The sequence below is a fragment of the Pseudomonas sp. 10C3 genome (genome assembly GCF_036346185.1).
GTDB lineage: Bacteria > Pseudomonadota > Gammaproteobacteria > Pseudomonadales > Pseudomonadaceae > Aquipseudomonas.
Genome location: NZ_JASJVE010000003.1, coordinates 178,365 through 202,730 on the forward strand (window position 1 = coordinate 178,365; position 24,366 = coordinate 202,730).

Genomic DNA, 24,366 nt, shown 5'->3' on the forward strand with positions numbered 1-24,366 from the left:
GTTTAACGTCTTCGGTCAAGGTAGCCGGCCTCCTTCGAACACCGTGAACTCCCCATCAGGCACTTTCGATTTAAGTGCCATGAGCCCCGCAGTGCAGGACTGGCAGGTCGGATAGGTTGAAAAAACCTCTATCGATTCCACCTTGGTAAAGTCAATTTTATCGGCGTTTAGTGCGTTCAATATCATGTGCTCGCTGTCCATCATCCTGTGATTTCCTGACGCGTTAGCGGTCAGGTCGGGAAGGAAGAGGGCCTCGTGAGGGTCCGCTTTACGCGTGCCGACCGGGTTTTTAGTTCGCTGAGCATTGATGTAATGCGTTTTGTCCGGCGACACCGCGATGCCTGCCTTGGTGATGTTCCAGTTTTTCAGCGTGGAGTCATCGCCTTTGTCGACCTGTTTTGTCAGTGGAAAATCAAGACGAGGCTTTTTTAAGCCTGACAGGCTGTAATAGACTTTCGTCGGTTGGCTGTCTGAATCTTTTGATTTGATTTTTACGTACGCGAAGTTTTTGTTTTCAGGGGTCAGGCGTTGTGTCGTTGCCCGCTGTGTAATGTTGTCTGCGGTAAATGTTGTCTCTGACACGTGCAGCCTGTTCAGTTCAGTGGCAATCCCCGCTCTCGCTGTCAGCGGAGTGTTCAGGTCGAGCGACGTCCATGAGGGCCTGTTAACACGAGCAGCCACAACAGCGCGGTCTTGAGTATATTTGCAAAAGAGTGCCGCCTGCTGAGGCGTAGTACCCATGTCGAAAGGCCCCCCTACAAATGTGCTGATGTAGGTTTCCCTTCCCGCAACGATGTCCCGCCTGATCGCGTTCAGGTCGGCGTCGATGACGGCGGGGCTAAGTTCTTTTATGTACCTGTTCGCATCATAAGAGCCATTATAAATATAGATAAGATAGTGTTCATCTTTGAGGCGGGTTGCCGAGTCCACGTTATTAATGTTCACCTGTATTCTGGTTAAGGCCAGCGACCGGTCGTCAAAAAAATTTCCAGAGTAATAAATGCCCTCGTCCGCCTGGGTAACGATGACTCTCGCGCCGCCGACTGTTCGTTTTGCGACAACAGCCGAAATGATACGGGTATCTTTTATACCCTCCACCAGACCCTCTTTAATCTCGATCTGTTTGAAAATATCGTTTCCCCCCGTAACGTTTGCCGTAATTTTCTGCTTGTAGTTTTTAGGCAGAAGTAGCGTGGTTGCTGGTTGTTTAATGAGTCGGCCGTTTTTTATTTCATGGACACTGCGTTGATGAACCAGTGTGCCCGTATCGGCGGCGGTCACGCGCCTATCTGTAAACCAGGGCACGGCATCGACCCCCTGTGTCCGGGCCGCGTCAACGTTACTGTGTCCTGCATTAATGAACCTGTTCGCGGCACACTTAATAAGGTCGTCCGGTGATCTTTTAAGTCGGCAAGGCACTTTCAAGAGCGGGTCCAATTCATCTGCTTTGTTTAAAGCCCGTGCCCGCTTCAATACAGACTGCCCGTTCTCGCGGGTTATCTTTTTATACGTAATGCCGCCAGCTTCCAGAAAGAGATCATCCCCCCAGCGCGTCCAATGTTTAGTAAGGTTCGGTGTCGTGTCCAAAAGCGTCCAGCCGCCATTCTGATCATTGAGTGCGATGTCTGTGGGCACATGGCGACTGAGGCTGCCTTGGTCGTTGATACGCATCAATGGCGCGCCATAGGGCTGACGTGTCATGGGGTCGACAAGATAAGGTGTCGAACCTTTTGCCGATGAACGAAGGTCATGATAAGTCAGCACGTTTTGATGCTGATTGACCTTTCGCACGCGATAGCGGCTGTCTGATAATGTCCAGGCGGCTTGTTGTTCGTCGGTGACCAGACGTAAACCCTTATTGCCATGACGGACTGTCGTCAGCCGATCCCTCAACTGTTTGACGCCAACCCGAAGTAAGCGCGTGCCTGCATGATTCAGTTTCAGGACGACGTGCGTGCCGGAGGTGAACAGGGTGAAAACTCCGTCTAACGGGTTAATTGCCGTCACTGCGGTGACAAGGTAGTTGCCGGCAAGAGGCGCCAGGCGGGGCAGGTTGGCTCTGAGGCCAAATGTCGCGGCATTGCGCACGAAGCGAAACGTGAGGCTGCCGACTTTTGCCAGCGGCGCTATTAGAGAAAGCACATCAAAAGCAAGTCCGATCGTGGCCATGATGATAGTGCGAAGGTCGCCCGACTTGATGCCCGAAACAAGATCTTCCAGTGGACCCCATATAGGGATGACGTAGTCTTTCAGAAACGCCACCGCATCGACCGAGCCGTCGAACAGGGTGACTCCCCTGGCCGCTTCGCGCAGTTTACTTTCGCTTTCGAAAAGATAACCTTGGGCCACGTCACGGCCTATCTGCGCCGCTCGCAACGGTCGCCAGGTCTCCGCCAGCGCTGTTGTGTGCTGGGCAGGAAGATACCCGTGGAGAAAGTGAACAACCGCGGTAGAAGTGGTGTTTAACAGCGGCGCAGCCCCTGTGGCGTGTGCGTTCAGGTCGAATGGCAGCAGCGTCCCACGACGCATAAAGGCGCTGTTGCGGAGCTTGATTGCATTGGATATCGGCGCAAGAGCGAGGTCATCCCTGCGACGGATAAACCCTGCATAAGGCAACACTTCATGAACGTTTTCTCGGCCTTCATGGGTGGCGTGGATGATGAATCCATACCGCGCCATCAGTGGCAGGAAATTGCGATCATCATCGTCCAGCGCAATGTTGGCGGTAGGTTTACGCAATCCATATAACTGAACATGGCCTTGTTCAATGGCGTCGCGTTCTTGCTTGGGAAGATCGCTGATGAGCGCCATGATGATGTGTTCATAGGCAGCCTTTGTGCTTTTCAGCCATGACCCGAAGTCGGCCTCGAATGCGGTGGGTATGTCAGGAAGGCCTTTGTATCTTAAAAACTGCGGGTGGAAGGCGCCAAGCTCATAGAGATAGGGCGGGATCCACGCAGGGTTATCCCCCTTTAATCGACCAGAGGCCAGCAGGTCCAGAGCCGAATAACTCGCGGGTCCGTTAGGGTAGAAGTTTCTGTAGTCGACTGAATAACGGCGTCTGTTGGCCTGTAGGGTCATGTCCAGGTCTGTCTCCGGAAAACTGATGAATTCAGTCTCTGGAGGCAAGTTCCATTCGGCCAGTGTTTTTCGTGTCATATCCAGGCGTTGGGGGGCAGGTTGTTTAAGCTGTTGTATGGCGTTCTCTAGCGTTTCTTCGTGGTCGGTAAACTGCGCCATTGCCGTGTTGCGCTGTTCCGTTGAATAGCCTCCGTCTTCCGTGGGCTGGATCACTGTGTGCGCAGTGGCCCACTGTATGGCTGGCGGTGTAAGTGTTGCCGAAATCAATAACTCTTGTTCGGGTGTCGCCGTGCCGAGCAAGGTCGATGCATAGGTTGAGAGCTGCTGGTAATTCATCGTCAGCGCCGAGCCGGGTTCAATGGCGTGGGCAAGGTTGATGCCGTGTTGAAAATGCACCCACGCCGAACTCCATCGGTACCCGAGTTCGGGGGGCGAACCTTCAATCTGGAAGTCGACCGGGTAATGCGCTCTCAGCAAGAAACTGACCAGCACTGCCGTTTTGTCATAGGCCGCTATGCCGTGCTGCTGGTAGTGCTTTTCAATGTCGTCACGCAGGGCGCTGTAACTTTTCCCCGCGTTTTCTGGGCTTTCAAATTCATAGCCCAGCAGGTTTGAGGCAGGGTCCAACGCCCGCGCGAGCGCGTGATGTACCAGTTTCGCAACGATGGCCGGTGATGTCCTCTGGTGTGCGTGGGCTCCATACCAGCCCAGGGCAACTAGCAGGCTATGGGCAAGACGTTGTCCTTCGGCAGACTCCACGATCTTTGCAAACGTGGTCATTGGATAGGCGCGAATGTCGGCGATCAGCGACGACCTCAGAAAGGTCCCGCCGAGTTGATCCACCCAAGGCGCAGCACTGCCTGACATGAAGTGTTTGAGCGTCTCGATGACGAGTGCGCCGTCGATGTTCTCGCCGATATCTACCGTTTCACGGGTGATGATTCGAAGTACTGCTTCTTGGGTGGCTTGCAGCGCATCAATGCAAACCCGACTCTCGACCTGATTTGTTGGCGGCGTCAAACCATAGCGTTTCAGCAGTTGAAAGGGTTGTACCGTACCGTCGCCGTACAGTGCTCCACCCAGTTGATCTGCGGTATCAAACAGTGCTTTCAGGGCGTCCCTGAGTTCGTCCGATGCCCTGATGATCAGGGTCAGATCGTGATCTGTTCGTTCAGCATCATATCCGCGCAGCCCCTGGGTCCTGGTAATACTGACCTCGGTGAGTGACCCTATTTTTTGAGCCGCACAGACGTCGATAAATGTACGGGTGGCCGCGAAGGCATTCAACGTGTCGACTGCCGCGGCATAGTCCTTGTGAAAGGGCGTGCCGGGAGTGGGTTGAAGACGGGGTATTTCGAAGTTGAAATCGCTGGCAGTTTTTTTCGCAGTAAGCACGTCCAGCAACAGTGCGAAGTCACCCAATTCAGGGCGGCCCCAATGAGTGAAAGGTGTGTGTTTGGTCGGTGCTGCTAATGAGGTTTCAATGTTGGCGTTGAGCATTTCTATTGAGGTTGTCTCTAAAGATGTCATTTCCACGACTCGATCTATGCCCTCGCTGGGGGAGTCTTGTTCGTGCCCGCCCATGATCAATGGGTGGACCATCTAAGCCGGGAGCGCCAGGAAGCCTGCTTTACATAGTTATTGTGTGTGTGGGATTCACCAGGCGCTGGGCCGCAGAGGGACTTTCTGAAGGAAACCGTTCAGGGCGCAGGTTTTTTGGGCGCAAGCACTGTTTGTGTGCAACGCTTGCACCGCAGGTCAGACATGGCGCTTTAATGGTGCCCAACGCTGCTGCTGTACCGAGGAACCGCCGTATTTGCCCGGATGGCATAAGTCTTGCGCGGTTCCATTACCGTCCAGGCTCGCAGGAGGCACGCCGTGTCGATTCATATCGCCTTGCACCATGTCACGCATTACCGCTACGACCGCGCGGTCGAGTTGGGTCCGCAGATCGTTCGACTCCGTCCGGCGGCGCATAGCCGTACACGCATTTTGTCTTATGCCTTGAAAGTCCAGCCTGAGCAGCACTTCGTCAACTGGCAGCAGGACCCTCAAGGTAACTATCTGGCCCGCCTGGTCTTCCCCGAAAAGACCAACGAGTTACGCGTAGAGGTTGATCTGGTCGCCGAGATGGCGGTGTTCAACCCGTTCGACTTCTTTCTTGAGCCGTACGCGGAAAAAATCCCCTTTACCTACGCCAGCGATGAACAGCGAGAGCTGGCGCCGTACCTTGAAAAATTGCCGCTGACCCCGAAGTTTTCGGCTTATCTGGCGAGCATTGATCGCACGCCATTGCCTGCCATCGATTTTCTGGTGGCGCTGAACCAGCGCTTGAGCCAGGACATCGATTACCTGATTCGTATGGAGCCTGGCGTGCAGACGCCGGAATTCACCCTGGAAAACGCTTCCGGCTCATGCCGCGATTCGGCCTGGTTGCTGGTGCAGTTGCTGCGTCACTTGGGCATGGCTGCGCGTTTCGTGTCGGGCTACCTGATCCAGCTCAAGGCGGATGTCGAAGCGCTCGACGGGCCGTCCGGCACCGATGTCGATTTCACCGATTTGCACGCGTGGTGCGAGGTGTATCTGCCCGGTGCTGGCTGGGTCGGACTTGATGCAACGTCCGGTCTGTTCGCGGGCGAAGGCCATATTCCATTGGCTTGCAGCCCGGAGCCGTCTTCTGCGGCGCCGATCAGTGGCCTGGTCGAGCCCTGTGAAACCGAGTTCACTCATGAAATGTCGGTCGAGCGCATCTGGGAAGCGCCCCGCGTCACCAAGCCCTACAGCGAAGAACAGTGGCTGGCGATCCAGGCCCTTGGGCACAAGATCGACAGTGACCTGACCCGTGATGACGTGCGCCTGACCATGGGCGGCGAACCGACGTTTGTATCGATTGATGACCGTGATGGCGATGAGTGGAACACCGCCGCCCTCGGCCCAGAAAAACGTCGGTTGTCTGCCGAGTTGTTCCAGCGCATGCGTAAGCATTACGCGCCAAAGGGCCTCGTGCACTTTGGGCAGGGCAAGTGGTACCCCGGCGAGCAATTGCCGCGCTGGTCTCTGAACTGTTTCTGGCGTCGCGATGGGCAGCCGGTATGGCGTAACAACGCCTTGGTCGCAGATGAAACCGAAGACTACGGTGCCGATGGCACGTTGGCCGGACGTTTCCTTGCCAGCGTTGCAGAGCGCCTGAAACTGCCCGCGCGCTTTGTATTCCCGGCCTATGAAGATAATTTCTATTACCTGTGGCGCGAAGGTGCGTTGCCGCTGAACGTCGGGGCCGAGGATTCGCGTCTGGCTGACCCGCTGGAGCGTGATCGCCTGCGCAAAGTGTTCGCCCAAGGGCTGGACAAGGTCATCGGGCAAGTTCTGCCCCTGGCGCGCAATGCGGCGGGCGACCTGTGGCAGAGCGGTCGCTGGTTTCTGCGCGACAATCATTGCCGGCTGGTGCCGGGGGATTCGGCACTCGGTTATCGACTGCCGCTGGCGTCGCAACCGTGGGTCAAGGCGGCGGAATACCCATTCATTCATCCGACTGACCACAATCAGGCGTTTGCTGAACTGCCTGCCAGCGAGCAGTTGCAGACGCAGCTCTGCGGCTTGACCGAGCACGCAAACCCAGGCGCCGAGCGCGAGCCCAAGATCGATGAGTCGGCCGATTGGCTGACGCGTACCGCGTTGTGCGCCGAAGCGCGAGAAGGGCGGTTGTACCTGTTCATGCCGCCGCTGGAGAAACTCGAGGACTACCTCGAACTGGTCGCTGCCATCGAAGCCACTGCCGAGGAACTGCACTGCCCGGTATTGCTCGAAGGGTATGAGCCGCCCAGCGATCCACGGTTGTCGAATTTCCGGATCACCCCTGATCCGGGTGTCATCGAAGTCAATGTGCAGCCCTCTGCCAGTTGGGATGAGTTGGTTGAACGCACCGAATTTCTCTATGAACAGGCGCGGCTGACACGTCTGACCACCGAGAAATTCATGATCGATGGTCGCCACACCGGTACCGGCGGTGGCAACCATTTCGTCCTCGGCGGCGCGACCCCTGCGGACTCACCCTTTCTACGGCGTCCGGATTTGCTGCGCAGTTTGCTCAGCTATTGGCACAACCATCCCTCATTGTCGTATCTGTTTTCCGGCTTGTTTATCGGCCCGACCTCACAAGCGCCGCGTGTCGATGAGGCGCGCAACGATTCGCTGTACGAACTGGAGATTGCCTTCGCGCAAATGCCGGAACCGGGCGAAGAATGTGCGCCGTGGCGGGTGGACCGGTTGCTGCGAAACCTGTTGATCGATGTCACCGGCAACACGCACCGCGCTGAGTTCTGTGTCGACAAACTCTACTCGCCTGATGGTGCGACGGGGCGTTTGGGCCTGCTGGAACTGCGCGCATTTGAAATGCCTCCCCATGCCCGCATGAGCCTGGCCCAGCAGCTGTTGCTGCGTGCATTGGTCGCGCGTTTCTGGCGTGAGCCGTATGCGCCCGCCAAGTTGGCGCGTTGGGGCACCGAGCTGCACGACCGCTTCATGCTGCCGCACTTTATCGAGCAGGATTTTGCCGATGTCATTGTCGAGCTGAATGCCGCCGGTTATCCAGTGCGTGCCGAATGGTTTGCCGCGCATCTGGAGTTCCGTTTCCCGAAAGTCGGCGATTACGCGGTCAGCGGCATCGAACTGGAAGTGCGTCAGGCACTGGAGCCTTGGCATGTGCTGGGTGAAGAAGGGGCTGCGGGAGGCGCGGTGCGCTATGTCGACTCGTCGCTGGAGCGCTTGCAGGTCAAGGTCAATGGCTTGCCGCCGCAGCGTTACATGCTGACCTGCAATGGCATCGCGGTGCCGCTGCAGCCGACAGGACGGGTCGGCGAGTTCGTTGCGGGCGTGCGTTATCGTGCGTGGCAGCCCTCCAATTGTTTGCAGCCGACCATCCCGGTGCACGCGCCGTTGGTGTTCGACCTGCTCGACACGTGGATGCAGCGTTCGCTGGGGGGTTGCGAGTATCATGTCGCGCATCCTGGGGGGCGCAATTACGAGACGTTGCCGGTGAATGCCAATGAGGCAGAAAGCCGTCGTCTGTCGCGTTTCTTCCGTATTGGCCATAGCCCCGGCAAGCTGCAAGTGCCGTTGTTGAGCATTAATGATGAACTGCCGATGACGCTGGATATGCGCCGCCACTAGCAAGCCCATTGAGGGAGATGCCACGCGCAGGGTTTGCCTGAGCGCGTGACATTTTTCTGTACTCATTCGATGTCTTTTGTTGTCTGCCGAGACTTTCATGCCTGACCTGCTTGACCGTTATCCGCTGACTGCGGGTACTTATCACGAGATGCTCGATGCCAGTGGCGCTGTTCGTCCGCATTGGCAGCGCCTGTATGAGCATCTGCAACGCAGCACGCCCGCGCAGTTGATGCAGCGTCAGGCGTTGCTGACTCGGCAGATTCAGGAAAACGGGGTGACCTACAACGTCTATGCCGATCCAAAAGGCGCAGACCGGCCTTGGGAACTCGATCTACTGCCACACCTAATACCGGCTCAGGAATGGCAGCACGTCGCTGCGGGCATCGCTCAGCGGGCGCGATTGCTCAATGCGGTACTGGCCGACCTGTACGGTCCTCAGCAGTTGATCGCCGACGGCTTGCTGCCGGCGGAGTTGGTGTTCGGGCATAACAATTTTCTGTGGCCGTGTCAGGGCGTGAAACCGCCCGAAGGCACGTTCCTGCACATGTACGCTGTGGATTTGGCGCGCACTCCCGACGGCCGCTGGTGGGTAACCGCCGACCGTACCCAAGCGCCCTCGGGCGCCGGTTTTGCGCTGGAAAACCGGCAAATCGTTTCGCGCGCGTTCCCGGACATGTACCGCGACTTGCAGGTGCAGCACCTGTCGGGCTTTTTCCGCGCCTTGCAAGAGACGCTGGTGCGCCAGGCGCCCAGCGACAACGAAGCGCCACTGGTGGTCCTGTTGACCCCCGGCCGCTTCAACGAAAGCTACTTCGAACACCTTTATCTCGCTCGCCAACTGGGTTATCCGCTGGTCGAAGGCGGCGATCTGACGGTGCGCGACGCCACGGTTTACCTGAAAACGCTCAGTGGCCTGCGTCGGGTTCACGCGATCATGCGTCGGCTCGACGATGACTTCTGCGATCCATTGGAGTTGCGCACCGACTCTGCGCTGGGCGTTCCCGGCTTGCTCGAAGCGGTGCGCCAGGGGCGGGTACTGGTCGCCAACGCCTTGGGCAGCGGCGTTCTGGAATCACCTGGCTTACTGGGCTTTCTGCCGAAAATCAATCAGCACCTGTTTGGTGAAGAATTGATCCTTCCGTCCGTGGCGACATGGTGGTGCGGCGAACCTCCGGTGCTGGCCCAGGCGCTGGAAAAACTTCCTGAACTGCTGATCAAACCAGCGTTCCCGTCACAAAGTTTCACGCCGGTGTTCGGCCGCGATTTGAATGCCGAGCAGCGTCAGGCATTGGCGGAGCGGATGCAGGCCCGGCCTTACGCGTATGTTGCGCAGGAGCTGGCGCAACTGTCCCACGCACCTGTGTGGCAAACCGATGGCGATCAGTTGCAACCTCGGGCGATTGGCATGCGGGTGTATGCCGTCGCCTGCGCCGACGGTTATCGGGTGCTGCCGGGTGGATTGACCCGGGTGGCTGCCGAGGCCGATGCCGACGTGGTGTCGATGCAGCGTGGCGGAGCGAGCAAGGACACCTGGGTCTTGGGTGAGCGTGTCTATGGTGTCGAACCGTGGAAAGGTCAGCGTGCCCTCGGTGTGCGTGACCTGATTCGACGTGATCCTTATCTGCCATCGCGGGTGGTGGAGAATTTGTTCTGGTTCGGCCGCTACTGCGAGCGTTGCGATGACAGCGCTCGGTTGTTGCGGATCATGTTGGCGCGTTATGTCGATGGCGACGACCCTTTGGCCCTGCAAGCGGCGGTAAAGCTGGGCGAGAGCCTGCACTTGCTGCCGGACGAGGAAGAGGGGGGCGAACTGCATGAGCGTTTGCTCGCGGGGCTGTTGGGCGAAGACGGGGTCTTCAGCCTGCGGGCCAACCTGCAACGCCTGCAATGGGCGGCATCGCAAGTGCGCGGCAAGCTGTCGCGAGAAAACTGGCAAGCGCTGGTTGAACTGCAGCGCGAAACCATGAGCCTGGAAACAGACGATCCCGACTTTGGTGAACTGCTGGACTTCCTCAACCGTCTGGTGATGTCACTGGCAGCCTTGTCCGGCTTTGCTCTGGACGACATGACCCGCGATGAAGGCTGGCGCTTTTTGATGATCGGTCGACGTATCGAGCGGCTACGGTTTCTCAGTACCAGCCTGGCGGCGTTTCTGCGCGATGCTGCGGTAAACGATGACGCGGGCCTGGAGTGGCTGTTGGAGCTGGGCAATAGCAGCATCACCTACCGCTCGCGTTACCTGGCAGTGCCGCAATTGATTCCGGTGCTCGACTTGCTGTTGCTCGATGAGCAAAACCCGCACGCGGTGTTGTTCCAGTTGAAGCTGGTGTCGAGTTCGCTGGTCCGTTTGAACGAAGACTTCGGCGCGCCTCGCGATACCAGCTTGCCGTTATTGATCAGACGCCTGTCGGCCTTCGACCTTGGCAGCCTGGAGAACTCGCTGTTCGGCCAGGGCAGCGTGCGCGCTGTACTCGATGGTCTGGCCGATTTGCTGCAGAGCATCGGCGAGGCCAGCGGCCAAGTGTCGGACCGATTGGCCTTGCGCCATTTTGCCCACGTCGATGATGTCAGCCAGCGCACGGTGTCCGTCTGATGAGCGCTCATTACCAGATTTTTCACGACACTCATTACGAATACGACAGCCCGGTGTCCCTGGCGCAGCAATTGGCGCATTTGTGGCCACGGCCTTGTGCTTGGCAGCGTTGTACCGAGCAGCAATTGTTGATCAACCCGACGCCCACTAGCCGACGGGATGAGCTGGATGTATTTGGCAATCCGCTCACGCGCCTGGCGTTCGAAAGGCCGCATGATGAATTGAAGGTCAACGCACGACTGCGGGTCGAAGTGTTGGCCCGGCCGTCGCTGGACTTTAGCCTGTCCGCCGATTGGGATGCCACGCGCAGCGCGTTGACCTACAGCGGGCGGCCGATGTCACCAGCGATTCTAGAAGCGTGCCGGTTCCGCTTCGAGTCCCCGTATGTGCATTTGAAACAAACCTTCGTCGACTTCTCCGAAAGCTGTTTTCCGCACGATCAGCCGTTATTGCTGTGCGTGCAGGCGTTGATGGAGAAGATTTTCAGTGAGTTCACCTTCGACGGTGAAGCCACTCAGGTGGCAACGCCGCTGGTCGAGGTGTTGGAAAATCGACGCGGGGTGTGTCAGGACTTTGCCCACTTGATGCTTGCCTGCCTGCGTTCGCGCGGCCTTGCGGCACGCTATGTCAGCGGTTATCTGCTCACCCAGCCACCGCCCGGCCAGCCACGCATGATTGGCGCAGATGCGTCGCATGCCTGGATTTCGGTATTTTGTCCGGTGTTGGGTTGGGTCGATTTTGATCCGACCAACAATGTGCAGCCAGCGTTGGAGCACATCAGCCTGGCCTGGGGCCGGGATTTCTCCGATGTATCGCCGTTGCGTGGGGTGATTCTGGGGGGAGGCAGTCATGACCCGGAGGTTCGGGTGACGGTGATGCCGGTCAGCGCCGAGGCCGATTGACCTTGGTGGATACGTTCTGAAGGGGGAGGTGCCATGGTCTGCCGCATGAGCGACAGACGTGGCGTACGGGCTTCGTCGATTGGCGAAGCCCCGCGGTTTCAGCTGGCAGGCGTTTGCTCTGGAGTCGCCTCAGCGTCGTCGGCAGGCTCTTGGCCTTCAACGGTTTCGCCTTCTGCGCCGGTTTCAGTCAGGGCAGCATTCTTTTTCTGCAGCTTTTCCTCTTTCTTCTGCTCTTTTGCCAGATCTCTCTGACGTTTGGCGAAGGAATAGTTAGGTTTAGCCATGGGCGGTCCTCTGTATAAGGCGGGAAATGCCGCTATTCTGCCTGAGAACCGGGTCGGGCACACGGCGTTGTGTGCTCAACGGTCTCTGCGAGGCATTTGACCGGCTGGTCAGGTCGGCTTTTGGTCTGCCCACTTCGGGGCTGCCAAGGGTTTCCAGGCCTCCAGGGCGTCCAGCAGTTCGCTCGGCGACTCGCTGATCTGCAGCATGCCGCGGTGCTGCTCGCGGACAAAACCTTCGCTGGCCACGTGGTCGAGAAAGTCGGTCAGTTTGCTGTAGAAACCGCTCACGTCCATCAGACCCAGCGGCTTTGCGTGATAGCCCAACTGGCCCCAGGTCCAGACTTCGAACATTTCTTCCAGCGTACCCAGACCGCCCGGCAAAGCGATAAAAGCATCGCTCAGCTCTGCCATACGCGCCTTGCGGGCGTGCATGCCATCGACGACTTCGAGTCGGGTCAGGCCTTTGTGGCCGATTTCAGCATTTTGCAGGCTTTCGGGGATGATCCCGATCACTTCGCCGCCCGCCGCCAAGGCGGCATCGGCCACGATCCCCATCAGGCCGACGGCACCGCCGCCGTAGACCAGAGTCAACTTGCGTTCAGCCAAGGTACGGCCCAACGCAATCGCAGCTTCGCGGTACACCGGGTTAGTACCGGCGCTGGCACCGCAAAATACACATACGGATGTTAAAGACATTGCCTGCTCCATGATCATCGATGCTCACAGAGTAAGGGCTCGGGCACCTCAGTCCAAGCGCCAGTCGCGTCCTGGTTATTCGTAATGGTGTTCATAGGTACCGCTGGCGCCGCACGCATAAGCGGCAAACAAGCTGCGAAACAGGCTGTTGAGGTGCATGATGTGTGCTCCAGTGAGTGATGATGGCCCCATGTTAGGGCGTCGCTACTCGCTTGGCTGGTTGATTGTTTCGATGACGTCGATAGCTGTAGACAGTGACATGCGTTGCGTTGACGCAGGTCATTGGAACTTGACCGCAGATCAGGCAGTCTTCCAACAGACAGTTTTTTCAAAAAAATTACCCTGCCTTGGAGATTCACCATGCTTCGTAAACTTGTTGCTGTATCCCTGCTGACATTAGTCAGTGGCCACCTGTTGGCGGCAGAGTGCAAGGTCGACATCGATTCCACGGACCAGATGTCCTACAGCACTAAAGAAATCACTGTCGACAAAACCTGCAAAACGTTCACTGTTAATCTGACCCACTCCGGCAGCTTGGCAAAAACTGTCATGGGCCATAACTGGGTGTTGGCCAAAGAAGCTGACGCGCAACCCGTCGCTACCGACGGTATCGGCGCAGGCATCGACAAAAATTACCTGAAAGACGGTGATGCCCGGGTCATTGCGCACACCAAAGTCATTGGTGCTGGCGAAAAGGATTCGGTGACGTTCGATGTGTCGAAGCTTAATGCCGCTGAAAAATATGCGTTTTTCTGCACGTTCCCAGGCCACATCAGCATGATGAAAGGCGCTATCGTCCTGAAGTAACGCTTGCGCACAGTGTCATGGCCCGGCCCCGCGTCGGGCTATGACGCTTCAGCCATCCTGAATGTCATGCGAATGGTTTTACCCGCCAGCTCATTGCGGCTCACGGCGCCTCCCGGGCGACGCGGCCTGCGCTGATCGCCGATCAGTGTCCACTGCCGATTCGCGGCATGGCAGGTCAAGAGCGATTGCAGGTTTTGCCCATCCGGCTGGGTATACGTCTGCCAACTGCATATCCCGCGATATTCCTTTTCCCCGGATTCGGGAAACCCCGGTACACCTTTTTGCAGCGCATCACGCACGGCGATTGCGCCGCTGGTCGTACTGCTGCGTTGCGCGTACCCGGCCCCATAAAAACCCTCCGTGACGAAATCCACTTCGCTTAACTGCAGCGTGCAGTCTGGAAGGTGCCACGCCAGCGGTACTTCAAAGCTGAATGTCTGCGGTAAATCGCTTGGGCGAGTGTCCAGGTGTAACTGTGGGTGGTGATAAGGGCAGCCGTGCTGGCCCGGCATCGGATCGTATTGGGCCGTTCCCCGCAGGGCGGTGTTCGCGGGCATTTCGCCAATCAACATAAAGTGGGTGCTGCTGCGGTAACCGCTGTCGTTGGCGGGGGGCTCGCAGGTGGCGATTGCGATCCAGCTGATGACGCCGAGACCAGCGAACAGTGGAAGAAACCAGGCACGCTGAATCATCGAAAGGCGTTGAAGGTGATAAGCCCTGTAGGCACTGAGCATCCAACTGAGTCCTTGCGCGAAACGTCTGACAACAGGTTGCCTAACGCATCGCGCCAACTCAATGGGTTAACAGAAATCGGGAAGTTTCCTACAGCGCTATGCTCGGTGCAGTGTGTTCTTCTTCAGGACGTCATCTTAAAGATGGCCTGCGCATTGCTGCTGTCGAAGTTCAGATCGAGCTTGTCGTCGACGGGGTCGAGTTTGCGCTGGATAAATTCGACAAACGAGCCGGGCACCTGATGCTCATGCAACTGGCCATTGGTGTCCGCCATTGCGCGACTCACGGTGCAGGCCTTGTAGGCGGTTTGCATCACTCGGCCCGATGCGGACACTTCGATGCAGGCCTTCATAGGCCGATCCTTGCGGTTCTGGTCGGCCACTAAAGCCTCAAGGTCGGTGACCCGGTCGGTCAGGTGATTGAAGCTATTGCCTTCGGTGGCGATCCAGGCCATTTCCGCGCTCTCGCTCAGGACTTGCTGATAATCCGCGTGCTGCACCACGCCATGCTGGCGCTCGAATGCGTCGTACAGCCCCGGCAGCAAGCGATACGCTTCGGCCAAGGTGCAGTGACGGGTCAGTTGCAGGCGTTTGAGGATGCTCAAGTGCTCGGCGTTCAGCGGATCGCGGCTGGAGCGGGCCACGCGGCTGACGGCCCCCTGAAACGCTTCGCTGAACCGACCGGGATGCAGTTCGGAAACGAAGAACTGGGCGATGTCTTCCGGCAGATCTTGCTGGCGATAAGCCCAGCCAGTCATGTTCAGTTTGGTCAGTGGATACGTGCGCACGTCAGTAAAGCCCAACGGCTCCAGTAAGCGAGTGAACGCCAGGCGACCGCGCGGCAGTTCGCCGTTATCGAACCAGTCCACGGTACGAATCGCGCCGTGGTCGAACAGCACTTTGCGGCCATTTTCGGCTTGTTCGTCGACGTATACGCGACCTGCTGGCACAGCCTCCACCAGCTTGTGGAGTAGGCACAGGTTCAGCGCTTCAGCCAACCACGCGCGATGCAGCGCGCTGTCGCTCCAGCTGAAGGCGTGCAGCCCTTCCGGTACTTCGACGTGGGATTCAAGCCACTGCGCAGCGGGTTGGCCGACGACGGAGGCGACGAGAGAGAAAAGGCCTTGGAACGAGGACATGGGCAGCGGCTCTGGCTGAATGAGAGGTGCCTATGAAAGCGTTGATCAGCCAGCCGGACAAGCGAAAAAAAACGGCAGGTTCATTCCGTTTTCTATTGTTGAAACGCCATCCCTCTGTAGGCGCGGGCTTGCAACTACGCGTCCCGCCGCGATCAGCTTGATACGGTGTGTCAGTTACACCGCAATCGCGGGCAAGCCCGCTCCTACGTGGGTTCTGTGTTGTTTTACGGCGCGAATGGCAGTTCGCGCTTGTGCTGCGTTTTTGCGTAGGTGTCGCGGATGATCTTGAAGGCTTCTTCGCGGACCGTCTCGCCATGCAGGAACGCATCGATCTCGGCATAGGTCACGCCGTGGGACGCTTCATCCGGTTTGCCGGGTACCAGGTCTTCAAGGTCAGCGGTGGGGACTTTTTCCACCAGCGATTGCGGGGCGCCAAAACTGCGGGCGATGGCCCGGACCTGATTTTTCACCAGGCCGCTGAGTGGTGCCAGGTCGCAGGCACCGTCGCCGAACTTGGTGAAAAAGCCCATCACGGCTTCCGCCGCATGGTCGGTGCCGATCACCAGCCCTTGGCGCGCGCCGGCGATGGTGTATTGCGCGACCATGCGCATCCGCGCCTTGGTGTTGCCCATCACAAAGTCTACCGCGCTGGCGTGTTGGCCTTCGAATGCCTTGATCTGCGCTGCCAGCGCTTGCACGGACGGACCGATATTGACTGTGTGCGACTCGTCCGGCGCAATGAACTCCAGACATGCCTGGGCTTCGTGCTCGTCGAACTGGACCTGGTACGGCAGGCGGACTGCGATGAACCGATAGCTATCATCCCCGGTGCTTTTACGCAATTGCTCGACGGCGCGTTGCGCGAGCAAACCGGCGGTCAGCGAGTCGACACCGCCACTGATGCCCAGTACCAGGGTCTTGAGCCTGGCGTTCTGTAGGCATTGCTGGATAAAGGCGATCCGTCGGGCGACCTCGGCTTCAAGTGCATTCTGGTTGGCGAAAGGCGGCTGGACCTTGAGCTGTTCAGCGATCTGGAGCTGTACGGCTTGCATGATTCACTCCTTAACAGGTTGTGCAGAAACGGAAGGGTTGGAAACCGGGCTCGCAGGCACTTCGAACACATGCCGAAGGTAGGCGACAAAGTTGGGGTCCTTGCATTGCGTCTTACCGGGTTCGTCGGAAATTTTCGCCACGGCCTGACCCGCGCAAGCCGTCATTTTAAGCACAATGCTCAAGGGCTCTACACCGGGGATGTCGGCGGTGAGATTGGTCCCGATGCCGAAGCTGACGTTGATTCGACCTCGTAGCGTACGGAATATATCCAGCGCCTTGGGCAGGTTCAGGCCGTCGGAGAACACCAGGGTCTTGCTCATCGGGTCGATGCCGAGCTTCTGGTAATGATCAATGCATTTTTCGGCCCACATGATCGGGTCGCCGGAATCATGGCGTAACCCGTCGAACAGTTTGGCGAAGTACAGATCGAAATCGTTGAGGAAGGCGTCGGTGGTGATGCAATCGGTCAAGGCAATACCTAGCAGGCCACGGTATTCACGGACCCAGCAGTCGAGCGCGGCACTTTGACTGTCGATCAGCCTCGGGCCGAGTTGCTGGTGGGCCATGATCCATTCGTGGGCCATGGTGCCGAGCGGTTTGAGGTCCAGCGTGCGGGCCAGTTGCACGTTGCTGGTGCCGACGAACTGGCCGGGGAAGTCGCGCTTGAGCACGCTGACCACTTCCTCTTGCACGCGGTAGGAGAAGCGCCGACGGGTGCCGAAGTCCGCAACTTTCAGTTCTGCCAGCTCATCGGCGGTGGCGTTGGCGTATAGCCAGTCGAATTTGCGATACAGCTGATCACGCGCCTGCACGAGCAATGTGTCGGGGTGGCGATGACGGTTGCGCACTTCGCTGACAATGGCCAGCAGCGGCACTTCGAACATAATCACGTGCAGCCACGGCCCGTGGAGGCGGATGCACAGCTCACCGTTCTCGATGCTGGTCTGCACATAGCGCATGTTGAAGCGGAACAAACCGAGGAAGCGCAGGAAATCAGGCTTCATAAAGCTGATGCGCTCAAGAAAACCCAGTTGAGCGTCGCTCATGGACAGCTCGCAGAGCAGCTCGATCTGATGACGGATCTCGGCCAGATAAGGCCGCAGGTCTTCGCCATTGCGGCAACGAAACTCCCACTCCACGTCGACGTTTGGGTAGTTGTGCAGCACCGCTTGCATCATGGTCAGCTTGTAGAAGTCGGTGTCGAGCAGGTTCTGCACGATGCGATCGGAGAAGGCGCTCTCACTCATGTTGTCAGCTCTCCAGAGCGGCCGATGGGGGGTTGGGCTCGCAACGCTCAGGCAACGCTGTAAAGGCGCTGCTGACGTCCGTGCGGGCTGCTGGGCCGGCATTGTCGCCCCTAACTTGTCGGGTTATCCAACTGTTCCAGCATCCAGCGCACGAAATCGCGGATTTTCGGCACTTCTGCCGTGTGCTCCGGGTAGGCCAGGTAATAAGCATCACGGCTAGGCAGCGTGTGGGGCCAGGGGATGACCAGCTTGCCGTCCGCCAGCTCCTCCTCGACCAGAAACCGCGGGAGCAGCGCAACCCCGCACCCGACCTGCGCGGCGCGTATGCACATATAGAACGTCTCGAAGCGCGGTCCGTGGTAGCTGTGTTCGGTGTGGTAACCCTGGCTGTCGAACCAGTCATGCCAGGCTTGCGGGCGTGAGGCGCTTTGCAGCAGCACCAGATCGCTCAGTTGGGTCGGGTCGGTAAACGGTGTGTCCGGCAGGCTGCCGGGCGCGCAGACCGGAATAAGTTCTTCGCTGAACAGCTTTACCGACTCGGCTCCCGGACGGGCGCCTTGGCCGAAATAGAACGCCATGTCACAGCGGCCCTGAATCAGGTCGTCGGGTTCCTGTTCATCCATCAGGTCCAGATGGATGTGCGGATGGCGCAATCGCCAGCCCTTGAGTCGAGGCACCAGCCAGCGGGCGCCGAAGGTCGATGGCGTGGACACGCGCAGCACTTCGGTTTCGCCACCGTAGGAACGCAGGTAGTGGGTCGACATTTCCACCTGCGTGAGGATTTTGCGCACTTCGCCCAAGTACAGCGCGCCGGCCGGGGTCAGTTGCAGACGTCGGCGCACGCGGCGAAACAGCAAGTGCTGTACCAGATCTTCAAGCTGGGCGACTTGTTTGCTGACGGCGCTTTGCGTCAGGTTCAGCTCTTCGGCCGCGCGGGTAAAACTCAAGTGCCGGGTCACTGCCTCAAAGCATTGCAACGCGGTGATTGATGGCAGATAACGTTTGTTGAGCATGCTCAGGCCTTATGTTTTTCGAGGCTGCCACGTGCAGACGGGAGGGCAGCATGAATAAACGGAATGATATCTCGCCTAATGGTCGTTTGTTCGCACGTCTCAGGCCAGCTATTAGTAGAGCCTGACGCTTCACCTATCTTTCGATTTCCGTTTTTCATTTCAAGAATCAAGGAGACAACATGCTTACCGACTTGCTCAACCGCCTCGGTGTCGATCCCGCCCTGTACCAGAACGGCGATCAGGCTGTGCACACGCCTGTCGATGGCAGCCGTATCGCTTCCGTGCATTGGGAAGGGCGAGCGGAAGTCGAGCAGCACGTCACCCGTGCCGAACACGCGTTCGAGGCCTGGCGTAAAGTCCCGGCGCCTCGCCGTGGTGAGCTGATTCGTCTGTTCGGTGAGGCCCTGCGCAAGCACAAGGCCGAGCTGGGTGCGCTGGTGTCGTGGGAAGCCGGCAAGATCACTCAGGAAGGCCTGGGTGAAGTGCAGGAAATGATTGATATCTGTGATTTCGCCGTCGGTCTGTCGCGCCAGTTGTACGGTTTGACCATCGCTTCTGAGCGCCCTGGTCACCATATGCGCGAAACCTGGCACCCGCTGGGTGTCGTTGGCGTGATCAGTGCGTTCAACTTCCCGGTCGCGGTCTGGGCCTGGAACACTGCACTGGCGCTGGTCTGCGGCAATGCCGTGATCTGGAAGCCGTCGGAGAAAACCCCGCTGACCGCACTGGCCTGCCAGTCGTTGTTCGAAGGCGTGCTCAAACATTTCCCTGATGCCCCTGCTTACTTGAGCCAGGTGGTTATCGGTGGGCGTGAAGCCGGCGAAGCACTGGTCGACGACCCACGCGTGGCGCTGATCAGTGCCACTGGCAGTACGCGCATGGGCCGCGAAGTCGCGCCGAAAATCGCTGCACGCTTTGCCCGTAGCATTCTTGAACTGGGCGGCAACAACGCAATGATCCTCGGCCCAAGCGCCGACCTCGATCTCGCTGTGCGCGCGATTCTGTTCAGCGCCGTCGGTACGGCTGGCCAACGTTGCACCAGTTTGCGTCGCTTGATTGCCCACGAATCGGTCAAGGACGAAATCGTCAGCCGCCTGAAAACCGCCTACGCCAAAGTACGCATCGGTCATCCGCTGGAAGGCAATCTGGTCGGTCCGTTGATCGACAAAAACAGCTACGAAAATATGCAGGACGCCCTTGAACAGGCCCTGAGCGAAGGCGGTCGAGTATTTGGCGGCAAGCGTCAATTGGTCGAGCAGTTCCCCGATGCTTACTACGTGTCCCCGGCCATCGTCGAAATGCCAGAGCAAAGTGATGTGGTTTGTACCGAAACCTTCGCCCCGATTTTGTACGTGGTGGGTTACGACGATTTCGCTGAAGCCGTGCGCCTGAACAACGCCGTGCCGCAAGGCCTGTCGTCGTGCATTTTCACGACGGACGTGCGCGAAGCAGAGCAGTTTATTTCTGCGTTGGGCAGCGACTGCGGGATCGCCAACGTCAACATCGGCCCAAGCGGTGCGGAAATCGGCGGCGCTTTTGGCGGTGAGAAAGAAACCGGTGGCGGTCGTGAGTCGGGCTCGGATTCATGGCGCGGTTACATGCGTCGCCAGACGGCGACCGTGAACTACTCCCTTGAATTGCCGCTGGCGCAGGGCATTACGTTCGACTGACAGTCCCTTGTCGCGGGCAAGTCCGCTCCTACAGGTTCTGCGTTGTCCTTGTAGGAGCGGACTTGCCCGCGATTGACTTGATTTGGGGTTTTTGCGATGGCGCTACGCGAAGAATGTCTGTGGGAAAAGCTGACGCCACAACGGCCTGAGGCCGAGGCGCTCAAGGGCGAATTGACGGTCGATGTGTGCGTGATTGGCGCGGGCATCACCGGGTTGTCGGCAGCGATTCATTTGTTGGAGCAAGGCAAACGGGTCGCCGTGCTTGAGGCCCACCGCACCGGCCATGGGGGCTCTGGGCGCAATGTAGGGCTGGTCAACGCCGGGTTGTGGATACCTCCAGACGAGATTGAAGCCGGCTTCGGAAAGAAAGTCGGCAGTCAGTTGAATCAGATGCTCGGCGCCGCGCCGTCGTTGGTGTTCAGCCTGGTCGACAAATACAACATCGATTGCCAGTTGCGCCGCGAAGGTACACTGCACATGGCGCACAACGCCCGTGGCGAAGCCGATCTGCGCAGTCGCGAGGAACAATGGAAGCGTCGGGGCGCGCCGGTCGAGTTACTCACCGGCAAGGCGTGCCAGGACGCCACCGGCACTCAGAAAATATCCGCAGCCCTGCTGGATCGCCGTGCAGGCACATTCAACCCGATGGCCTTCACCAGCGGGCTCGCAAAAGCCGTGGGCAGCCTCGGCGGTCAACTATTCGATCACTCCCCGGTCACCCGCCTGGAACGTCAGGGCGAGCGTTGGTGCGTCATCACCGAACACGGTGCCGTGCTGGCCGAGAAAGTGGTGATTGCTTCCAATGCGTATACCGAAGGCGAATGGACGGAGCTGCGCCGTAACTTTTTCCCGGGTTATTACTATCAGGTCGCCTCGGCGCCACTGACCGAAGAGGCTGCACAGCGGATTTTGCCGGGTGGGCAGGGTTCCTGGGACACGCGCCAGGTGCTCAGCAGCATTCGTCGCGACGCTGATGGTCGTCTGTTGTTAGGCAGCCTGGGCAACGGTAATCAGAAGCCGGCCTGGTTCCTCAAAGCGTGGGCAGACCGCGTCCAGCAGCATTATTTCCCCTACCTCAAACCGGTGGACTGGGAATTCACCTGGACGGGCTGTATCGCGTTTACCCCTGACCACCTGTTGCGGCTCTTTGAGCCTGCGCCGGGGTTGGTGGCCGTCACCGGTTATAACGGTCGAGGCAACACCACGGGCAGCGTCGTGGGTAAGGCGTTTGCCGATTACCTGTGCCATGGCGATACCAAGGTGTTGCCGATTCCGTTTGCGCCGATGCTGCCGTTGTCGGGTGTGGGGCTGCGCAGCTGCCTTTATGAGGCGGGTTTTTCCCTGTATCACGCGGGCCAGTGCCTGCGAATCGTGATTTGAGGAGAATTTTCTGGCAACGAGCGGCGCTTTTTCGCGCACCAACTAACCTCTAATGGTGCGTCCCGTAGCGGACGCGCACCGCGGATGTGCACTTCGGTTACGCGTACGGTTACAGTCGGGTTGCACGGGGTCGCCTGCATGGGTTGCAAGTTTTAAGGGGGATGGTTGCTCTTTTATATAAGGAGGGTTGTACCTGTTCCGGTTTAGACGGTTGCACGCCCAATGAAAAAGGGCACAAAACGGTCGAATAACAACAAAACAACGACTTTTTTCAGAATAAAAAACCTATGGCACGCCACTTGCTCTGCGCTTGTAGCTGAATCGAAGCTTCCGCTGAAGTTGCTGTGCTAACTAAAACACCTCAGGAGCACCATCACATGTCGCAGACGTTTTACAGGAAAGGTTTTCTGGCACTCGCAGTTGCTACTGCATTGGGTGTTTCTTCGTTTGTTCAGGCAGATGTCAAAATTGGCGTAGCAGGTCCGATGACCGGTGCGAACGCGTCCTTCGGTGAGCAATACATGAGAGGCGCCCAGGCTGCAGCGGACGCGATCAATGCCAGCGGTGGTGTAAACGGCGAGAAAATCGTATTGGTCAAGGGCGATGACGCCTGCGAACCGAAACAGGCGGTCGCGGTAGCCAACCGTCTGACCGATCAGGACAAAGTGGTGGGCGTGGTTGGGCACTTCTGCTCATCGTCGACGATTCCTGCTTCAGAAGTGTATGCCGACGCAGGCATCATCGTGATGACCCCGGGTTCCACCAACCCCGTCGTCACCGAGCGCGGCCTGAAAGCCATGTTCCGTATGTGTGGGCGTGATGATCAGCAGGGCATCGTCGCCGGCGATTACATCGTCGATGTGCTCAAAGGCAAACGCGTTGCTGTGATCAACGACAAAGACACTTACGGCAAGGGTCTGGCTGACGCTACGTCGAAGCAGTTGACCGCGCGTGGTGTTAAACCGGTTATTGAAGAAGGTCTTACCCGCGGCGAAAAAGATTTCAGCGCCCTGGTCACCAAGATCCGTTCAGAAAAAGCCGATGTCGTTTACTTCGGTGGCCTGCACCCGGAAGCCGGCCCACTGGTCCGTCAACTGCGTGAACAGGGCCTCAAAGACGTTAAGTTCATGTCCGATGACGGCATCGTGACTGACGAGCTGGTGACCACCGCCGGTGGTGCTCAGTACGTCGACGGCGTGTACATGACCTTCGGTGCCGACCCTCGCATGTTGCCAGACAGCAAGGTTGTGGTTGAGAAGTTCCGCTCCTCCGGTTACGAGCCTGAAGGCTACACCCTGTATGCCTACGCGTCTGTGCAGGCCTTGGCTGCCGCGTTCAATGGTGCCAAGTCCAACAAAGGCGAGGCTGCCGCCGAGTGGCTCAAAGCCAATACGGTGCAAACCGTAATGGGCAAGAAAAACTGGGACGGTAAAGGCGACTTGAAAGTCTCCGATTACGTGGTTTACCAGTGGGATGCACAAGGCAAATACCATCAGCTGGAAAAACAGAAGTGAGATAAACGCATCGCAGAGCCTGCGTCTCCCGACATAAGTCGTCAGAAGCAGGCTCAGCTTTGGTAATGGGTTCTAATTTCTTCTGGAGCCACTTGAACCCGGCCAGATGCGCCTCACAAGGGCTCATCGAAACCGGATTCAACGTGGCCTCTCAAGCGTGTGAGAGTGCATGATGGACGGTATTTTCCTGCAGCAAATTATCAATGGCCTGACCCTCGGGTCGGTCTACGGCCTGATCGCCATCGGCTACACAATGGTCTACGGCATCATCGGCATGATCAACTTCGCCCACGGCGAGGTGTATATGATCTCTGCGTATCTCGCGGCGATCAGCCTGGCTCTGCTGTCCTCCTTCGGTATTCAATCCTTTCCGCTGTTGATCTTCGGGACGTTGCTGTTCACCGTCTTTGTGACCGGTGTGTATGGCTGGGTCATCGAGCGTATCGCTTACAAACCGCTGCGTAACTCCACCCGACTGGCGCCGCTGATCAGTGCCATCGGCGTTTCACTGATCCTGCAGAACTATGCGCAGATCAGCCAGGGTTCACGGCAACAAGGTGTGCCGACGTTGCTGGCCGGGGCGTTGAAACTGGATATCGGGACAGGTTTCGTCCAGATCACCTACACCAAAATCTTCATTCTGGTTGCAGCGTTTGCCGGGATGGCCCTGCTGACCTACATCATCAAGTACACCAAGCTGGGCCGCATGTGTCGCGCGACCCAACAAGACCGCAAAATGGCTTCGATCCTCGGGATCAACACGGATCGGGTCATTTCCTACGTGTTCATCATCGGTGCAGCCATGGCTGCACTGGCCGGTGTCCTGATCACCTTGAACTACGGCACCTTCGACTTCTACGCAGGCTTCGTGATCGGTATCAAAGCGTTCACCGCTGCGGTGTTGGGCGGGATTGGCTCGCTGCCTGGGGCCATGCTCGGCGGGATTATCCTGGGCATCTCCGAGTCGCTGTTTTCCGGACTGATCAACTCTGACTATAAGGACGTCTTCAGCTTCTCGCTGTTGGTACTGATCCTGATTTTCCGTCCTCAAGGCCTGTTGGGTCGCCCACTCGTGGCGAAGGTGTAA

Annotated in this window: 16 protein-coding genes; 8 read left to right on the plus strand and 8 right to left on the minus strand. The window is 58.1% G+C overall.

What is annotated here, in order from left to right:
* Positions 1-15 precede the first annotated feature (15 nt).
* Positions 16-4,611, minus strand: coding sequence for a hypothetical protein (locus QN399_RS04180; RefSeq protein ID WP_322177583.1), 4,596 nt, complete (start codon positions 4,609-4,611; stop codon positions 16-18).
* Between the two features lie 348 nt (positions 4,612-4,959).
* Here QN399_RS04180 and QN399_RS04185 point away from each other — a divergent pair, with 348 nt between their 5' ends.
* From QN399_RS04185 to QN399_RS04195, 3 genes are all read left to right on the plus strand, one after another.
* Positions 4,960-8,250 carry a transglutaminase family protein gene (locus QN399_RS04185; RefSeq protein WP_323565836.1) on the plus strand — a complete coding sequence of 1,097 codons (3,291 nt, stop codon included), beginning with the start codon at positions 4,960-4,962 and terminating at the stop codon, positions 8,248-8,250.
* 97 nt (positions 8,251-8,347) lie between these two features.
* Positions 8,348-10,843: a circularly permuted type 2 ATP-grasp protein gene (locus QN399_RS04190; protein ID WP_323569180.1), complete on the plus strand. Its 2,496-nt coding sequence runs from the start codon at positions 8,348-8,350 to the stop codon at positions 10,841-10,843.
* Positions 10,843-11,745, plus strand: coding sequence for a transglutaminase family protein (locus QN399_RS04195; protein ID WP_322277968.1), 903 nt, complete (start codon positions 10,843-10,845; stop codon positions 11,743-11,745). Before QN399_RS04190 ends, QN399_RS04195 begins: the two co-directional genes overlap by 1 nt.
* A gap of 98 nt (positions 11,746-11,843) precedes the next feature.
* Here QN399_RS04195 and QN399_RS04200 read toward each other — a convergent pair whose 3' ends face one another.
* Together QN399_RS04200 and QN399_RS04205 are read right to left on the minus strand one after the other, a co-directional pair.
* A complete protein-coding gene (locus QN399_RS04200; RefSeq protein ID WP_219062446.1) occupies positions 11,844-12,029 on the minus strand; it encodes a hypothetical protein in 186 nt (61 codons plus the stop codon).
* A 108-nt stretch (positions 12,030-12,137) separates the two neighbouring features.
* The gene (locus QN399_RS04205) at positions 12,138-12,725 is read right to left on the minus strand and encodes a TIGR00730 family Rossman fold protein (protein ID WP_330200594.1); all 588 of its coding nucleotides are present in this window, start codon (positions 12,723-12,725) and stop codon (positions 12,138-12,140) included.
* Positions 12,726-13,085: 360 nt separating this feature from the next.
* On the opposite strand from QN399_RS04205, the gene azu reads away from it, so the two are divergent.
* Entirely contained in the window at positions 13,086-13,532 is a 447-nt protein-coding gene (gene azu / locus QN399_RS04210) for an azurin (RefSeq protein ID WP_322177588.1), read from the plus strand.
* Between the two features lie 38 nt (positions 13,533-13,570).
* Here the strand turns inward: azu and QN399_RS04215 are convergent, their stop codons facing one another.
* From QN399_RS04215 to QN399_RS04235, 5 genes are all read right to left on the minus strand, one after another.
* On the minus strand, positions 13,571-14,266 hold the full coding sequence (locus QN399_RS04215; protein ID WP_323565834.1) for a hypothetical protein: 696 nt from the start codon (positions 14,264-14,266) through the stop codon (positions 13,571-13,573).
* A gap of 122 nt (positions 14,267-14,388) precedes the next feature.
* Positions 14,389-15,402, minus strand: a complete 1,014-nt coding sequence (locus QN399_RS04220; protein WP_322177590.1) for a DUF1338 family protein — start codon at positions 15,400-15,402, stop codon at positions 14,389-14,391.
* Between the two features lie 224 nt (positions 15,403-15,626).
* Positions 15,627-16,454, minus strand: coding sequence for an ammonia-dependent NAD(+) synthetase (gene nadE, locus QN399_RS04225; RefSeq protein WP_322177591.1), 828 nt, complete (start codon positions 16,452-16,454; stop codon positions 15,627-15,629).
* 3 nt (positions 16,455-16,457) lie between these two features.
* Positions 16,458-17,702 carry a nicotinate phosphoribosyltransferase gene (gene pncB / locus QN399_RS04230; RefSeq protein WP_322177592.1) on the minus strand — a complete coding sequence of 415 codons (1,245 nt, stop codon included), beginning with the start codon at positions 17,700-17,702 and terminating at the stop codon, positions 16,458-16,460.
* A 110-nt stretch (positions 17,703-17,812) separates the two neighbouring features.
* Positions 17,813-18,715, minus strand: coding sequence for a LysR family transcriptional regulator (locus QN399_RS04235; protein ID WP_330200595.1), 903 nt, complete (start codon positions 18,713-18,715; stop codon positions 17,813-17,815).
* Between the two features lie 179 nt (positions 18,716-18,894).
* On the opposite strand from QN399_RS04235, the gene QN399_RS04240 reads away from it, so the two are divergent.
* From QN399_RS04240 to QN399_RS04255, 4 genes are all read left to right on the plus strand, one after another.
* Positions 18,895-20,385, plus strand: coding sequence for an aldehyde dehydrogenase family protein (locus QN399_RS04240; RefSeq protein ID WP_330200596.1), 1,491 nt, complete (start codon positions 18,895-18,897; stop codon positions 20,383-20,385).
* A 96-nt stretch (positions 20,386-20,481) separates the two neighbouring features.
* A complete protein-coding gene (locus QN399_RS04245) occupies positions 20,482-21,765 on the plus strand; it encodes an FAD-binding oxidoreductase (RefSeq protein ID WP_322277976.1) in 1,284 nt (427 codons plus the stop codon).
* 377 nt (positions 21,766-22,142) lie between these two features.
* The gene (locus QN399_RS04250; protein WP_322177596.1) at positions 22,143-23,279 is read left to right on the plus strand and encodes a branched-chain amino acid ABC transporter substrate-binding protein; all 1,137 of its coding nucleotides are present in this window, start codon (positions 22,143-22,145) and stop codon (positions 23,277-23,279) included.
* Between the two features lie 172 nt (positions 23,280-23,451).
* Positions 23,452-24,366, plus strand: a complete 915-nt coding sequence (locus QN399_RS04255) for a branched-chain amino acid ABC transporter permease LivH (protein ID WP_219062578.1) — start codon at positions 23,452-23,454, stop codon at positions 24,364-24,366.

Bases quoted from the DNA above. Each gene is read 5' to 3' on its own strand.
- QN399_RS04220 (WP_322177590.1), bottom strand. From the start codon at position 15,402: ATGTCCTCGTTCCAAGGCCTTTTCTCTCTCGTCGCCTCCGTCGTCGGC.
- QN399_RS04250 (WP_322177596.1), top strand. From the start codon at position 22,143: ATGTCGCAGACGTTTTACAGGAAAGGTTTTCTGGCACTCGCAGTTGCT.
- QN399_RS04240 (WP_330200596.1), top strand. From the start codon at position 18,895: ATGCTTACCGACTTGCTCAACCGCCTCGGTGTCGATCCCGCCCTGTAC.
- nadE (WP_322177591.1), bottom strand. From the start codon at position 16,454: ATGCAAGCCGTACAGCTCCAGATCGCTGAACAGCTCAAGGTCCAGCCG.
- QN399_RS04200 (WP_219062446.1), bottom strand. From the start codon at position 12,029: ATGGCTAAACCTAACTATTCCTTCGCCAAACGTCAGAGAGATCTGGCA.
- QN399_RS04255 (WP_219062578.1), top strand. From the start codon at position 23,452: ATGGACGGTATTTTCCTGCAGCAAATTATCAATGGCCTGACCCTCGGG.
- azu (WP_322177588.1), top strand. From the start codon at position 13,086: ATGCTTCGTAAACTTGTTGCTGTATCCCTGCTGACATTAGTCAGTGGC.
- QN399_RS04205 (WP_330200594.1), bottom strand. From the start codon at position 12,725: ATGTCTTTAACATCCGTATGTGTATTTTGCGGTGCCAGCGCCGGTACT.
- pncB (WP_322177592.1), bottom strand. From the start codon at position 17,702: ATGAGTGAGAGCGCCTTCTCCGATCGCATCGTGCAGAACCTGCTCGAC.
- QN399_RS04215 (WP_323565834.1), bottom strand. From the start codon at position 14,266: ATGCTCAGTGCCTACAGGGCTTATCACCTTCAACGCCTTTCGATGATT.
- QN399_RS04245 (WP_322277976.1), top strand. From the start codon at position 20,482: ATGGCGCTACGCGAAGAATGTCTGTGGGAAAAGCTGACGCCACAACGG.
- QN399_RS04180 (WP_322177583.1), bottom strand. From the start codon at position 4,611: ATGACATCTTTAGAGACAACCTCAATAGAAATGCTCAACGCCAACATT.
- QN399_RS04195 (WP_322277968.1), top strand. From the start codon at position 10,843: ATGAGCGCTCATTACCAGATTTTTCACGACACTCATTACGAATACGAC.
- QN399_RS04235 (WP_330200595.1), bottom strand. From the start codon at position 18,715: ATGCTCAACAAACGTTATCTGCCATCAATCACCGCGTTGCAATGCTTT.
- QN399_RS04190 (WP_323569180.1), top strand. From the start codon at position 8,348: ATGCCTGACCTGCTTGACCGTTATCCGCTGACTGCGGGTACTTATCAC.